Origin of the sequence: Nocardiopsis terrae (assembly GCF_014651695.1) — a bacterium.
Classification (GTDB): domain Bacteria; phylum Actinomycetota; class Actinomycetes; order Streptosporangiales; family Streptosporangiaceae; genus Nocardiopsis; species Nocardiopsis terrae.
In genome coordinates, this window is record NZ_BMXJ01000002.1 from 322,171 (window position 1) to 335,690 (window position 13,520).

Below are 13,520 nucleotides of genomic sequence, written 5' to 3' on the forward strand. Positions count from 1 at the left end.
GGCCGCCTCCGGGGATCACTCCTCGGGGGCGGTCCACTCACGTGCGGCGTCACGCAGCCGGGTCAACCGGTCCCAGTGTTCGGCAACGGTGCCGCGCCCGGCCGGGGTGAGGCTGATGGTGGTGCGGGGTCGGCCACCGGTGCTCTTGGTGACGGTGACGATGCCGCCCCGCTCCAGCTTGGACAGGTGGCTGGACAGGTTGCCCTTGGACAGCCCGGTGATCCGCTGTAGGAAGAGGAAGTCCGCGCTCTCGCAGGACAGCAGCGCGCTGGTGATCGCCAGCCGCGAGGGTTCGTGCACCAGGCGGTCGATCTCCGCCATGTCCTCGAAGGGCGTGCCCATGGTCAGTCCGTCCCGTTCTCGCTCACCGGGGTGAGGGTCCGCACCAGCGTACGGTGGTCCAACAATCCGTTCACCACGAACAGGACCGCCACGGTCACCTGGGCCAGGTTGGGGTACTCCCACTCGAAGGGGTGCACCCCGGAGGGAGTGAGCATCCCGAGGGGAGCCAGGAACAGCACGGCCAGGACCGCGGCGCTGACCAGGTAGTGGATCCGCTTCCGCCAGGGGCTCCCGACCATCATGAGGAAGACACCGACCATGAAGGCGATGAAGAGCCACACCCCGTTCACCCCGAGGTTGTTGGCGACGGCGATCGCGGTGAAGAAGGCCACGAGGGCCAGGACGGGCAAGAACGTGCGCGCGGCGATCCGTTGTGGTGTCTGTAACGGCCGGACGTCACCGAAACGCCGTCGGTAGTACGCCCTGACCAGCAGGCCCAGGACAACGAACACGGGCAGCCCCAGGATCAGGGGTTCCAGGTTCCCGTCCCGGACGAGGAACGCCATCGTGCCCAGGAGGAGGCCGATGATGACCAGGTAGAGACCCTTGAAGTCGGTGTAGCTGGCGGTGACCGCTCGGGCGTTCTCCAAGCGGTCGATCTCGGGGGGGGTGGGCATTCGAACCTCCGGTTTGTAGTGCAAACCTTTCCTTCACCGTAGGCGGCCTCCTTCTGGTTTGCAATACAAACCTGGATGCTTCCGCTCGTCACCGGGTAACCCGCACGGCAGGAACACCGAACACCCGCTGAAGGGAACCATCGTGACCAGCGCCAACGCCCGACCTTCCGGGCGTCGGGGAAGGCGTGCCCTGACCGTGGCCGCGGTGGTGGCGCTTGTACTGGTGGTGCTGTTGGGACTCCTGTGGGCCATGCAGAGATCGGTCGTCTACGTGCCCCTGGGCGGGGAGCCACCGCCCGCGGCCGAGGTGATCGAGGGCGCCGAGGACGTGCGCCTGCACACCGGGGACGGACTCGAACTCGGCGGCTGGTTCGTTCCCGCCCGGGGCGCGGACCGGGAGACCGCCGTGCTGGTGGCCAACGGCAACGCGGGGAACCGGGAGAGCCGGGCGCCCCTGGCCCGCGCACTGGCCGCCGAGGGGTTCTCCGTGCTGCTGTTCGACTACCGGGGCTACGGCGGCAACCCCGGAGGCCCCTCCGAGGAGGGGCTGGCCGCCGACGTCCGAGCCGCCGCCTCCCTCCTGGCCGAGCGGGGCTTCGACGCCGGGGACACGATCTACTTCGGGGAGAGCCTGGGCGCCGCGGTGGTCACGGAACTGGCCGTCGAACGGCCGCCCGCCGCGCTGTTCCTACGCTCGCCCTTCAGCTCCCTGGCCGACATGGGCGCCCGCCACTACCCGTTTCTGCCGGTGCGCCTGCTGCTGTGGGACCGCTACCCGGTGACCGCGCAGGTGGCGGAGGTGGACAGCCCCACCACCGTGGTCGTCGGCGCCGCCGACCGCGTCGTGCCGCCGGAGCAGAGCCGTGGGGTGGCCGCGGCCAGTGCGAACCTGTTCGAGGAGGTCGTACTGCCCGGGGCCGGCCACAACGACCCCGAGACGATCCACGGCCCCGAGGTGGTACGGGCGTTCGTCCGCCTGGCCGACGGAGCCTCCTAGCGCCCGCGCTTCCTCCCCCTCACCGCTCCCGGCGACCACAGCGAGAACCGGCACCTTCGGGACCGCTGCGGACTCTGCTATAAACAGAGCACTCGGTCTATTAAAGCGCGAGCCCCTGGAAGGTCGATGAGCGAAACGGACTGCAGGACGGAGAAACACCCCCGGGGCCCCGGGAGGAGCACCCGGCGGCGGTTCCTGCGCGGGCTGCTGGTGCTGGGCGGCCTGGGGGTCCTCGCCGGAGCCGGAGGCGTGGGCCACTACCTCGCCACCCTGTACCGCCCGCGGGAGGGGCCGCACCGGGGCCACCTCGCCCTGACCGGCGCCACGGTACTCACCGGGGAGGGCCTGGAACCGCGTGCGGACACCACGGTGCTGGTCTCCGACGGCGTCATCACCGAGATCGCCGACGACGGCGCCCTGACGCTTCCAGCGGGCACCGCGTCCGTGGACCTGAGCGGCCACACGCTCCTGCCCGGTCTCATCGACCTCCACGTGCACATGGGCTTCCCGCAGCAGGAACCCGGGGAGGGGTTGGGACCGGCCGACATGCCCGGTCTGGTCTACGAGGCGGTGCGCCACGCGCCCACCGCGCGCCGGGCCCTGCTCGAACACGGTGTGACGACGGTGCGCTGCCTGGGCGACGACCACGCCTGGATCGTGGAGATGCGGGAGCTGCTCCGCGCCGGAGAACTGGAGGGGCCCCGCCTGTACACCTCGGGCCCCCTGTTCACCACCCGCGGCGGCCACCCCGTCGTCACCTTCGGGGTGTCGGCCGACTCCGACACCGTCCGCCTGCCCGCCACCGCCGAGGAGGCCCGCCGTACCGTGCACGAGCTCGCCACCGGCAGCGCTCCGGTGGACCTCGTCAAGGTGGTGCAGGAGCGGGGGGACCCCGAACGCATGGAGATGGACCCCCTCCCCACCGGGGTACTCGACGCCATCGTGGCCCAGGCGCACGAACACGGCCTCTCCGTCACCGCGCACTGGGGCTCCGAACAGGACCTGGCCGACGTCCTGGCCGCCGGGGTGGACGGGGTCGAGCACCTGGAGGCCCGGGGCGTCCTCGACGGCTGGCCCGAGGACCTGTTGGCCGAGCTGGTCGAGCGCGACATCGCTCTCACGCCGACGCTGGCCGTCACCGAGGTGAACACCGACCCGGACCAGCACCGTCAGCTCAGGGACCGGCTGGAGGAGTTGCACGCCGCCGGCGGCCGGATCGTGGCCGGAAGCGACGCGGCCGTGCCCGGGGTCCCCTTCGGCGCCGGCCTGCACCGGGAGCTGGAACTACTGGCCGGCAGCGGGCTGGGCCCGCACGCGGCTCTGAGGGCGGCGACCAGCCAGGCCGCCCGGGTCCTGGGCACCGACCTGGTCGGCGCGATCGAGGTGGGCCGCGCCGCCGACCTGGTGGCCGTCACCGGCGACCCGCTGGCCGACATCGCCGCGATCCGCGACGTGGCCGCGGTCTACCGTGACGGCCGCCCGGTGGTAGAAAGGTGAGTCGTGCGCAAGGTCGACCCCGCCCGGTACCGGGCCAAACGCCGCAACGTCATGAATGCGGCCGCCCCGTTGTTCGCCGCCCGGGGTCTGGACGGAACCTCGACCACCGAGATCCGCCGGGCCGCCGGGATCAGTTCGGGGGCACTGTTCCACTACTTTCCCAACAAGCGCGCGATCCTCGTCGCCCTCCTGACCGACGAGGGGGGTGACAACGCCGAGCGGATCGCCGCCGCACGCGCCCACGACGACCCGTGGACGGCCCTCCTGGAACTGGTGGAGCACCTCGCCGCGCCGTCGGCGAGCCCCGTGGCCGCGGGACTGGTGATGGAGGGGCTACGGCAGGCCCGGCGGGACCCCGAACTGGCCGAGGCGCTGGAGGCCGACAGCAGCTGCGAACTCGAAACCCTCACCCACCTGGTGTCCCGGGCCGCCCGGGAGGGCCGGGCCGATCCGGTCCTGAGCGCGGAGGCCACCGCGATCTGGATCCAGACGCTTGTCGGCGCGCTCTTCCTGCGCGCGGCCACCGAACCCGGATTCGACGCCGCGGCGCACATCCGCGAACTGCGGTCGCTGCTGGTCCGGGTGGTGGGCGGTACCGAAGTCCGGGGGGCCGGTCCCGCCCGGCCGCGCGGGTAGGGCTTCAGAGGGGCAGGACGTCCATCGCCCAGCCGGGGGCCAGGACCAGGACGAGGAAGCGCGCGGTGCGGGTGACGAAGGTGACCGCGCAGAACAGCGCGATGTTCATCCGCAGGACCCCCGCCAGGACGGCCACCACCATGAACGGCGGCACGCTCGCGAAGGAGCTGAGGGCGAGCAGGCCCGCGCCCCAGGCGGGGCGCTCCTCCGCCTTCGCCCGCCAGCGGGCGGTCCGCTCGGTCCACCTGCCCGGGGTGGCGGCCTTCCGCCTGAGCCAGGGCGCGGTGATCGTCCCGTACCCCACGTAGTAGTAGGGGATCTTGCCGAGCGTCTGCCCCGCCGCCGCGGCCACGGCCATCGCGACGAGGGCGCCGTCGCCGTTGAGGGCGGCGGCGCCCAGCAGGTAGACCTCGATGTTGATGAGCGGGACCAGCCCTGCCGCGGTGGCCACGACGAAGGCCAGGGCGGTCTCGACCACCTCGGGCTACTTCTCGGCGGCGGCGAGCTGTCCGCAGGCGCCGTCGATCTCCTGGCCGCGGGTGTCGCGGACGGTCACCGACACCCCGTGGGACTGGAGCCGCCGCACGAACTCGCGCTCGTCCTCCGGACGCGAGGCGGTCCACTTCGACCCCGGTGTGGGGTTGAGCGGGATGAGGTTGACGTGCACCAGGTGGCCCTTGAGGAGCTTGCCCAGCAGGTCGGCCCGCCAGGCCTGGTCGTTGATGTCCTTGATCAGCGCGTACTCGATGGAGACGCGGCGACCGGTGGTCCCGGCGTAGCGCCAGGCGGCGTCCAGGACCTCCTGGACCTTCCACCGGGTGTTGATCGGCACCAGCTCGTCCCGGAGCTCGTCGTCCGGGGCGTGCAGCGAGATCGCGAGGCGGACCTGCATCCTCTCGTCGATGAGTTTGTTGATCGCCGGGACCAGGCCGACCGTGGAGACGGTCACGCCGCGCTGGGAGATGCCCATGCCGCCCGGGACCGGGTCGGTGATCTGGCGGACGGTCTGCAGCACCCGCTTGTAGTTGGCCATGGGTTCACCCATGCCCATGAACACGATGTTGCTGATCCGGCCCGGGCCGCCGGCGACCTCGCCGCGGTCCAGGTCGCGGGCGCTGGCGACCACCTGCTCGACGATCTCACCGGTGGACAGGTTGCGGGTCAGGCCCGCCTGGCCGGTGGCGCAGAACGGGCAGTTCATGCCGCATCCGGCCTGGGAGGAGATGCAGAGGGTGACGCGGTCCGGGTAGCGCATCAGCACCGACTCGAACATGACCCCGTCGAAGGCCTTCCAGAGGGTCTTGCGGGTCATCCCGTTGTCACAGGTGATGTGCCGGACCGGGGTGAGCAGGGTGGGCAGCAGCGCCTCGCCGAGCTTCTCCCTGGAGGCCTCCGGGAGGTCGGTCATCTTGGCGGTGTCCGACTCCAGCCCGCCGTAGTAGTGCTTGGCGATCTGCTTGGCCCGGAAGGGCTTCTCGCCCAGCTCCCTGACGACCTCCTGCCGCTCTTCGGGGCTGAGGTCGGCCAGGTGCCGGGGCGGCTTGGCGCGACGGGGTGCGACGAATGTGAGCTCGGCGGGCATAAGAATCCGTAAGGAGTGGAGTCGGTGGACTGCGCCCGGCGCGGGAGGGATGTGGTGTCGCGGGTCGTTATACGACCTATACGCGACCGCGGTGCTGCTCCGCCTGTCAGGGCACTAGCGTCGATTCTACTTAATGTGGGGACAGCCCGGGCAGGTCCGCCCCGGCGGCAGCCACGACAACACGAGAGCCCGTCGGTGCCTGGGAGGGCCGGTGACCGAGATCGACGTCCTGCTCGACGAGATCAGTCCTTATCAGAGCCGTCGTGTCGTCGTCGAGTGCGACTCCCACACCACGGCCGCCTACCTGCTGGACGCCCGTGAGCGCATCCGGGTCCCGGTGTGGCTGGCCAACCACGAGATCGCGCCCCTGGAGAGCGATTCGAGCGGTCTCTACCAGGGCCGGGCGCCGCTGATGCCGGAGGCCTACACCAAGCACCCGCAGGGGCGCCCCCGCTTCGACCCGGCCGCGCTGCGCGCGGTGTGGTTCGAGGAGGGCGACGGGGTGGCCCTCGTGGACGAGGAGGGCCTGCTCGCGGTGATACCGGGCTGGGCGGAGGCCGACAGCGGCCTGCCGGGGTACGCCCGGGAGGCGATCGGACGCAGCGCCTACGCCTGGGAACTGGACTCGGTGCGGAACCAGCTGTGGCCGCGGGTGGTGCACGCCGAGGCGTACTGGGACTGGCGGCGTGCCTCGGGCGCCTGGCGCAGCGTGCAGCGGACGGTGCTGAGCCATCTGAACCGCCGGGTGGGCGAGGCCGGACACTACTGGGACGTCTCGGACGGACACCCGCCGCTGCTGCGGGTCTCGGAGCGCCCGCCCTCGCAGGAGCGGCCGTTCACCGTCCTGTCCACGGTGGGCATGTGCGGGCAGCGGATGCCCACCCTGGACCGGTACATGGCCGACACCTCGGGGTACGCCCGGGTGGAGCTGGCACTGGCCACCACGCTGCCCGCGCACCACGCGGCGCGGATCTTCCGGTGGATCGGGGCGTTTCCGTGGCGGGCGGTCACCTGGTTCGGGGCCGGGCACACGGTCAAGTGGCTGGACAACCCCGAGGACCGGGCGATGCGCCGGGGCGCGGGCGCGGTCCTGTTGCTGGAGGACCCCGGACCTCTGGTGGACGACCCCTCCCGGACACCGCCGGACACCTCCGGGCTGGCCTTCCAGGGCGACCCGGTGCGGTGGCTGTGGATCGTGCCGATCAGCCGCCCCGAGCACCTGTTCGCCAAGGAGCACGACAGCGCCACCCTGGTGGAGAAGCTGGCTGCGGAGGGCCGCAGCTGGGTCCTGGGTTAGAGGCGCTCCCCGGCGCCGGGTCCCGGGCTGGCGGCACGTCCCGGCGCCGGGTCGCGCGGCGCCTCGGAAAAAGGATTGCCCCCGCCTCCGCGTTCGGGGAGAGTGCTCCGGTCGGCAGGCTGACCGCGGGGACGGATCCGAGATGACGCAGACGAGGGGCCCCGGTCCCGGCATCACCGCGCCGCTGGCGTACCGGCCCTTCCGGGCCCTGGTCACAGGCCGGGTCCTGATGCTCTTCGGCAACGGCATGGCTTCGGTGGCCCTGGCCTTCGCGGTACTGGACGTGACCGGGTCCCTGGCCCAGGTGGGGCTGGTGGTGGGCGCGCGCTCGGCCGCCAACGTGTCCCTCCTGCTGCTGGGCGGGGTCCTCGCCGACCGGCTGCCGCGCGCCCTGGTGATCCAGGGCGCCTGCGTGCTCGCGGCGCTCTCCCAGGGGCTGCTGGCTCTGGCCCTGCTCACCGGCACGGCCTCGTTGGCGCTGATGGTCGCGCTGAGTCTGCTGAACGGGGCCGCGGCCGCCGCCAACCTGCCCGCCGTGGCGGCGCTGACCCCGCAGACCGTGCCGCACGCCCTGCTGCGCCAGGCCAACGCCCTGGCGGGGATCGCCAGACAACTGGGGATGTTCACCGGGATGTCGGCGGGCGGCGTGGCCGTGGGGCTCCTGGGGCCGGGGTGGGCGATCGGCGCGGACGCGGTGATGTTCGCCGCGGCCGGAGTGGCCTTCCTCTTCCTGCGGGTGCCGTCCACGGCGGTGCCGGGCGGCAACGGCGTGCTGCGCGACCTGCTGGAGGGGTGGAGCGAGTTCGTGGCGCGGCCGTGGGTGTGGATCATCGTGTTGCAGTTCATGGTGGTCAACGCCGGGTGGTCGGCGGCCACCTCGGTACTGGGCCCGGGGATCGCCGACGCCGCGTTCGGGCGGACCGTCTGGGGACTGCTGATGGCGACCAACAGCGTGGGGCTGCTGGTGGGCGGTGTGCTGGCGGCCCGGTGGCAACCGCAGCGGGCGCTGTTCTACGGCACGGCGCTGGTCACGGTGCAGACGCTGCCGTTCTTCGTGCTGGCCGCCCCCTCCCCGGCGGTGCCGCTGCTGTTCGCGGCGATGTTCGTCGCCGGGGCGGCGGTGGAGCAGTTCAGTGTGGCGTGGGAGGTCTCGGTACAGGAGAACGTCCCGCCGGAACTGCTCTCGCGGGTGTACTCCTACGACGCGCTGGGCTCGTTCGTGGCGATGCCGGTGGGGCAGGTGGCGATCGGGCCGGTCGCGGAGGCGATCGGGCCCGGACGGTCGCTGCTGGTCGTGGCGGCGCTGACGCTGGCGGCGACACTGGCAGCGGTCTGCGCGCGGAGCGTGCGTTCGCTACGCCGTCGGTGAGGTGCGGGCGCGGCCGGCGCCGCGACGGTCGCGGACCTGGCGGAACACGTGGTGCAGCCGGGCCATCTCCTCGTCACTGAAGCGTTCGACGAAGCGGAGCAGGGTCGCGTCGGGGTCGGGGCCGGTTTCGAGGACCTCGCCCATCACCCGGGCCGTGTACTCGGCGTGGCTCTCCCTGGGCCAGTAGACCCAGGCGCGGCCGTGCTTCTTCCGGTCCAGCAGTCCCTTGTGGAAGAGGATGTTCGCCACCGTCATGACGGTGGTGTAGGCGATGTCCCGGTCGTAGACCATGCTCTCCCGGACCCCGCGTACGGACAGCGGCCCCTCCGAGCGCCACAGGGCACCCATGATGGCCGCCTCCAGTTCCCCGAGCCCCCTCATGCGCCTCCCCCACCCGATGTGCCGGTGTCTGCACAGGCGATCGTAGGTACCGGCGGGGTCGCGGGGTGGGAGAACCGGGGAGAGCGCACAGATCCGGGCATCCCCGCCGCCGATCACCGGCGTTTCACCGCCGGACGGCCCGCGGGCGCCGTCGGTTGCTGTCCCGCGGCCCCGTTCAGGCTTCCGCGTGCGGGGCCCGCGCCCCCGCCCGGAAACGTGTGACGCGCCACAGCGGGGGTGGCCGGAGACGGACACGCACAGGCGCGCCAAAAAACCCGTCAAACATGAGCAAACACGACATGATGGCCACGCAATGCAAAGACACGGACACGCAGCGACAAGGTTCGTGTGAAAGATTGTTAGCTATCTCCCAGTTTCAACAACACCGAAGTTCCCGTCAGGGAGGCCGGTACAAGTAGCCTGGTATCCGACGAGTGCTGGCCAGGGCAGATTCTCCCCCTGTGCGGGGAGCGACCACATGCTTCTTTGAGCCCGCCTTGCCAGCAGCCACCCGTCTTTCCTACACATTCACAAGCGAGCTGCGGAAGTGGGCGATCTCCGCCGTGTCGTCTGAGGCGTCTCAACCCCTGACAGATTTCGGCCCGAACGAGTGGTTGGTCGAGGAGCTTTACCAGAAGTACCTCACCGACCCGAATTCGGTTGACAAGGCTTGGTGGAACTTCTTCGCGGACTACAAGCCCGCGGACTCGGCCAACGGGAAGGGTGGGGGCACTGCGGCCGCGAAGGCGCAGACCGAGAAGGCCCCTGCCGCGCCCGCGCCGAAGAAGAAGGCCGCGGCCCCCGCCGCTGCCGCCAAGGACAACAAGAGCACCGATGATGCACTCCAGGTCAAGGAGGAGCGGCTGCGTGGCGCAACCGCTCGCACCGCGACCAACATGGAGTCGAGCCTGGCCCTGCCGACCGCGACGAGCGTGCGCGCGGTGCCGGTCAAGCTGCTGTTCGACAACCGCATCGTCATCAACAACCATCTCCGGCGCGGTCGCGGTGGGAAGGTCTCCTTCACCCACCTCATCGGCTACGCCATGGTCAAGGCCCTCAAGGCCATGCCGGAGATGAACCACTCCTACACGGAGCTGGACGGCAAGCCCGGCGTCGCCAAGCCCGAACACGTGAACTTCGGTCTGGCGATCGACCTGCAGAAGCCCGACGGCTCCCGTCAGCTGGTCGTGCCCTCGATCAAGAAGTCCGACGAGATGGACTTCAACGAGTTCTGGGGCGGCTACGAGGACCTGGTCCGCAAGGCCCGCAACAACAAGCTGGGCGTTCCGGACTTCCAGGGCACCACGATCAGCCTGACCAACCCCGGCGGCATCGGCACCGTGCACTCCGTGCCGCGCCTGATGCCCGGGCAGGGCACCATCCTCGGTGTCGGCGCCATGGAGTACCCGGCCGAGTTCCAGGGCGCGTCCCAGGACACCCTGAGCGAGCTCGGCATCAGCAAGGTCATGACGCTCACCTCGACGTATGACCACCGGATCATCCAGGGCGCCCAGTCGGGCGAGTTCCTGCGCCGGATCCACCAGCTGCTGCTGGGCGACGACGGTTTCTACGACGAGATCTTCAACTCGCTGCGGATCCCGTACGAGCCGGTCCGCTGGGTGCAGGACATCCACGTCAACAAGGCGACCCAGCTCGACAAGACCACCCGGGTCCAGGAGCTCATCCACGCCTACCGCGTGCGCGGCCACCTCATGGCCGACACCAACCCGCTCGACCACGAGCAGCGCAAGCACCCGGACCTGGACGTGCTGGAGCACGGCCTGACCCTCTGGGACCTGGACCGCGAGTTCCCCACCGGGGGCTTCGGCGGCAAGCAGGTCATGAAGCTTCGCGACGTTCTGGGCGTGCTGCGCGACACCTACTGCCGCACGGTGGGTATCGAGTACATGCACATCCAGAGCCCGGAGGAGCGGGAGTGGATCCAGGCGCACGTCGAGCGCGAGCACGAGAAGCTCGACCGCGACGAGCAGCTGCACATCCTGCGCCGGCTCAACAGCGCGGAGGCCTTCGAGACCTTCCTGCAGACCAAGTATGTGGGTCAGAAGCGCTTCTCCCTGGAGGGCGGCGAGTCGCTGATCCCGCTGCTGGACGGGGTGATCTCCAAGGCCGCCAGGGCCGAGCTGGACGAGGCCGTCATCGGCATGGCCCACCGCGGCCGCCTGAACGTGCTGGCCAACATCTGCGGCAAGTCCTACGGGCAGATCTTCGGTGAGTTCGAGGGCAACCTCGACCCGCGCAGCGCGCACGGCTCCGGTGACGTCAAGTACCACCTGGGCACCGAGGGCACGTTCCAGACCGCCGACGGCGACAAGATCCAGATCACGCTGGCCGCCAACCCGTCCCACCTGGAGACGGTGGACCCGGTGGCCGAGGGCATCGTCCGCGCCAAGCAGGACGTCCTGGACAAGGGCCCGCAGGGGTTCACGGTCCTGCCCATCCTGATCCACGGCGACGCCGCGTTCGCCGGTCAGGGCGTGGTCGCCGAGACCCTGAACCTGTCGCAGCTGCGCGGCTACCGGACCGGCGGCACGGTGCACGTCATCGTGAACAACCAGGTGGGCTTCACCACCTCGCCGACCGACAGCCGCTCCAGCGTGTACGCCACGGACGTCGCGCGGATGGTGCAGGCGCCGATCTTCCACGTCAACGGGGACGACCCCGAGGCCGTGGTCCGGGTCGCGCACCTGGCCTTCACCTACCGTCAGACGTTCAACAAGGACGTCGTCATCGACCTCGTCTGCTACCGGCGCCGCGGGCACAACGAGGGCGACAACCCCGCGTTCACCCAGCCGCTGATGTACGACGTCATCGACGCCAAGCGCTCCACCCGCAAGCTGTTCACCGAGTCCCTCATCGGCCGCGGTGACATCACGGTGGAGGAGGCGGAGTCGGCGCTGCGCGACTACCAGACCGAGCTCGAACGCGCCTTCACCGAGACCCGCGAGGTCGAGCGGAAGCCGGTCGAGGCGGGCGCCGTGGTCAAGCCCGAGGTGTTCACCGAGTCCCGGCTGGACCACTCCAAGGTCGAGACGGCGGTCAGCACCGAGACGGTCAAGCGGATCATCGACACCCAGGTGTCGCTGCCCGAGGGCTTCACGCCGCACCCGCGGCTGTCGCCCCAGCTCTCCCGCCGTGCGTCGATGGTCGAGAACGACACCGTCGACTGGGCCACCGGTGAGCTGCTGGCCTTCGGTTCGCTGCTGATGGACGGCCACCCGGTCCGCCTGATCGGTCAGGACAGCCGCCGCGGCACCTTCGGCCAGCGGCACGCCACGCTGATGGACCGCGAGACCGGCGAGAACCACACGCCGCTCAAGCAGTTCGACAACGGCACCACCAAGTTCCACGTGCACGACTCGCTGCTCAGCGAGTACGCGGCGCTGGGCTTCGAGTACGGCTACTCGCTGACCAGGCCGGACGCCCTGGTGATGTGGGAGGCGCAGTTCGGCGACTTCGTCAACGGCGCCCAGACCATCATCGACGAGTACATCAGCGCCGGCGAGCAGAAGTGGGGCCAGCGCTCCAGCGTGACCATGCTGCTGCCGCACGGCTACGAGGGCCAGGGGCCGGACCACTCCTCGGCCCGTATCGAGCGGTTCCTGCAGCAGTGCGCGCAGGAGAACATGACCGTCGCGATGCCGAGCACCCCGGCGAGCTACTTCCACCTCCTGCGGTGGCAGGCCAAGTCGCCGTTCGAGCGTCCGCTCGTGGTGTTCACGCCGAAGTCGCTGCTGCGCCTGAAGGCCGCGACCTCGGCCGCCGAGGACTTCACCTCGGGCTACTTCCAGCCGCTGGTCGGGGACGACTCGATCGCGCCGGAGAAGGTCCGCCGCGTGGTCATCTGCTCGGGCAAGATCTACTACGACCTGGACGCGGCCCGCCGCAAGAGCGGTGACAAGCACACCGCGATCATCCGGGCGGAGCGGCTCTACCCGCTGCCGATCGAGGAGATCCGGGAGCAGCTCAAGGCCTTCCCGAACGCGGGCGAGGTCCTGTGGGTCCAGGAGGAGCCGGCGAACATGGGGCCGTGGCCCTTCGTCGCGCTGGTCTTCTCCGAGCAGCTCGACCGCCCGTTCACCCGGATCTCGCGTCCGGCCTCCTCCGCGCCCGCGGCCGGTTCGGCCAAGCGCCACGAGGCCGAGCAGCGGGCCCTGGTGGACACGGTGTTCCCGCCCGCCGAGTAGGCGGAACGGTATGTACTACACCGATCGCGGAATCGAGGAGTTGGAGAACCGCCGCGGCGACGAGGAGGTCAGCTTCGCCTGGCTCGCCGAGCAGCTGCGGGTGTTCACCGACATCAACCCCGAGTTCGAGACACCGGTCGAACGACTGGCCACCTGGTTGGCCCGGTTGGACGACGAGGACGAGGAGTAGTAACACGGGGCCGCGCTGAGCGGCGCCTCCGGCCGAGGGGCCCGGGTCGATCCGACCCGGGCCCCTCGCGTGTGTCCGGGCCTCAGGCAGTGGTCGCGCGGAACCACTCCCGGCTGGACCTGGCGAGCAGCAGGAGGAGGAGAGTCCGGGCAGAGTGAGCGCGCCCAGGATCGCGGCCCGGACGAAGGGCTCCGTGCCCCCGTTCAGGGCCGCGTCGGCCAGCGCGAGGGCCGCGTCGCAGCCGATGGCCACGAGGGCCCGGCGCCGTCCGGTCCGCCCGCCCCGGCCGAGCAGGGCGGCGGCGGTGCCGTAAAGGACCGCCCACAGGGCGGAGAGGGTCGCCGTGAGGCTGAACAGGACGCGGAGGAACCGCAGGGCGCGCGGCATGGGCGGGCTCTCGGGCAGGG

At 70.7% G+C, this 13,520-nt stretch carries 12 protein-coding genes; 7 read left to right on the top strand and 5 right to left on the bottom strand.

What is annotated here, in order from left to right:
• Positions 1-15: 15 nt before the first annotated feature.
• Together IE195_RS05485 and IE195_RS05490 are read right to left on the bottom strand one after the other, a co-directional pair.
• Complete coding sequence (locus tag IE195_RS05485) at positions 16-342, bottom strand: transcriptional regulator (protein WP_191268289.1); 327 nt, start codon at positions 340-342, stop codon at positions 16-18.
• A gap of 2 nt (positions 343-344) precedes the next feature.
• Positions 345-959, bottom strand: coding sequence for a hypothetical protein (locus tag IE195_RS05490; protein ID WP_191268290.1), 615 nt, complete (start codon positions 957-959; stop codon positions 345-347).
• 142 nt (positions 960-1,101) lie between these two features.
• On the opposite strand from IE195_RS05490, the gene IE195_RS05495 reads away from it, so the two are divergent.
• The 3 genes from IE195_RS05495 (at position 1,102) to IE195_RS05505 (ending at position 4,089) form a co-directional block, all read left to right on the top strand.
• On the top strand, positions 1,102-1,956 hold the full coding sequence (locus IE195_RS05495; RefSeq protein WP_229826091.1) for an alpha/beta hydrolase: 855 nt from the start codon (positions 1,102-1,104) through the stop codon (positions 1,954-1,956).
• Positions 1,957-2,082: 126 nt separating this feature from the next.
• The gene (locus IE195_RS05500; RefSeq protein ID WP_191268291.1) at positions 2,083-3,453 is read left to right on the top strand and encodes an amidohydrolase family protein; all 1,371 of its coding nucleotides are present in this window, start codon (positions 2,083-2,085) and stop codon (positions 3,451-3,453) included.
• Between the two features lie 3 nt (positions 3,454-3,456).
• Positions 3,457-4,089 (top strand): TetR/AcrR family transcriptional regulator, encoded by a 633-nt coding sequence (locus IE195_RS05505; protein WP_229826092.1) that lies wholly within the window; start codon positions 3,457-3,459, stop codon positions 4,087-4,089.
• 4 nt (positions 4,090-4,093) lie between these two features.
• Here IE195_RS05505 and IE195_RS05510 read toward each other — a convergent pair whose 3' ends face one another.
• Together IE195_RS05510 and rlmN are read right to left on the bottom strand one after the other, a co-directional pair.
• Positions 4,094-4,567, bottom strand: coding sequence for a YqaA family protein (locus tag IE195_RS05510; protein WP_191268292.1), 474 nt, complete (start codon positions 4,565-4,567; stop codon positions 4,094-4,096).
• Between the two features lie 6 nt (positions 4,568-4,573).
• Positions 4,574-5,671, bottom strand: a complete 1,098-nt coding sequence (gene rlmN / locus IE195_RS05515; protein ID WP_191268293.1) for a dual-specificity RNA methyltransferase RlmN — start codon at positions 5,669-5,671, stop codon at positions 4,574-4,576.
• Between the two features lie 211 nt (positions 5,672-5,882).
• Between rlmN and IE195_RS05520 the strand changes: the two genes are divergently transcribed.
• Positions 5,883-6,968 (top strand): suppressor of fused domain protein, encoded by a 1,086-nt coding sequence (locus IE195_RS05520; protein WP_191268294.1) that lies wholly within the window; start codon positions 5,883-5,885, stop codon positions 6,966-6,968.
• 142 nt (positions 6,969-7,110) lie between these two features.
• A complete protein-coding gene (locus IE195_RS05525) occupies positions 7,111-8,337 on the top strand; it encodes an MFS transporter (RefSeq protein ID WP_191268295.1) in 1,227 nt (408 codons plus the stop codon).
• On the opposite strand, the gene IE195_RS05530 is transcribed toward IE195_RS05525, so the two are convergent.
• Positions 8,323-8,718, bottom strand: a complete 396-nt coding sequence (locus IE195_RS05530) for a BlaI/MecI/CopY family transcriptional regulator (protein WP_191268296.1) — start codon at positions 8,716-8,718, stop codon at positions 8,323-8,325. The two genes, IE195_RS05525 and IE195_RS05530, sit on opposite strands and share 15 nt — an antisense overlap.
• Positions 8,719-9,281: 563 nt before the next feature.
• On the opposite strand from IE195_RS05530, the gene IE195_RS05535 reads away from it, so the two are divergent.
• Positions 9,282-12,923, top strand: coding sequence for a multifunctional oxoglutarate decarboxylase/oxoglutarate dehydrogenase thiamine pyrophosphate-binding subunit/dihydrolipoyllysine-residue succinyltransferase subunit (locus IE195_RS05535; protein WP_191268297.1), 3,642 nt, complete (start codon positions 9,282-9,284; stop codon positions 12,921-12,923).
• A 10-nt stretch (positions 12,924-12,933) separates the two neighbouring features.
• Positions 12,934-13,113, top strand: a complete 180-nt coding sequence (locus tag IE195_RS05540) for a DUF6104 family protein (protein WP_191268298.1) — start codon at positions 12,934-12,936, stop codon at positions 13,111-13,113.
• The last annotated feature ends 407 nt before the right edge of the window (positions 13,114-13,520 follow it).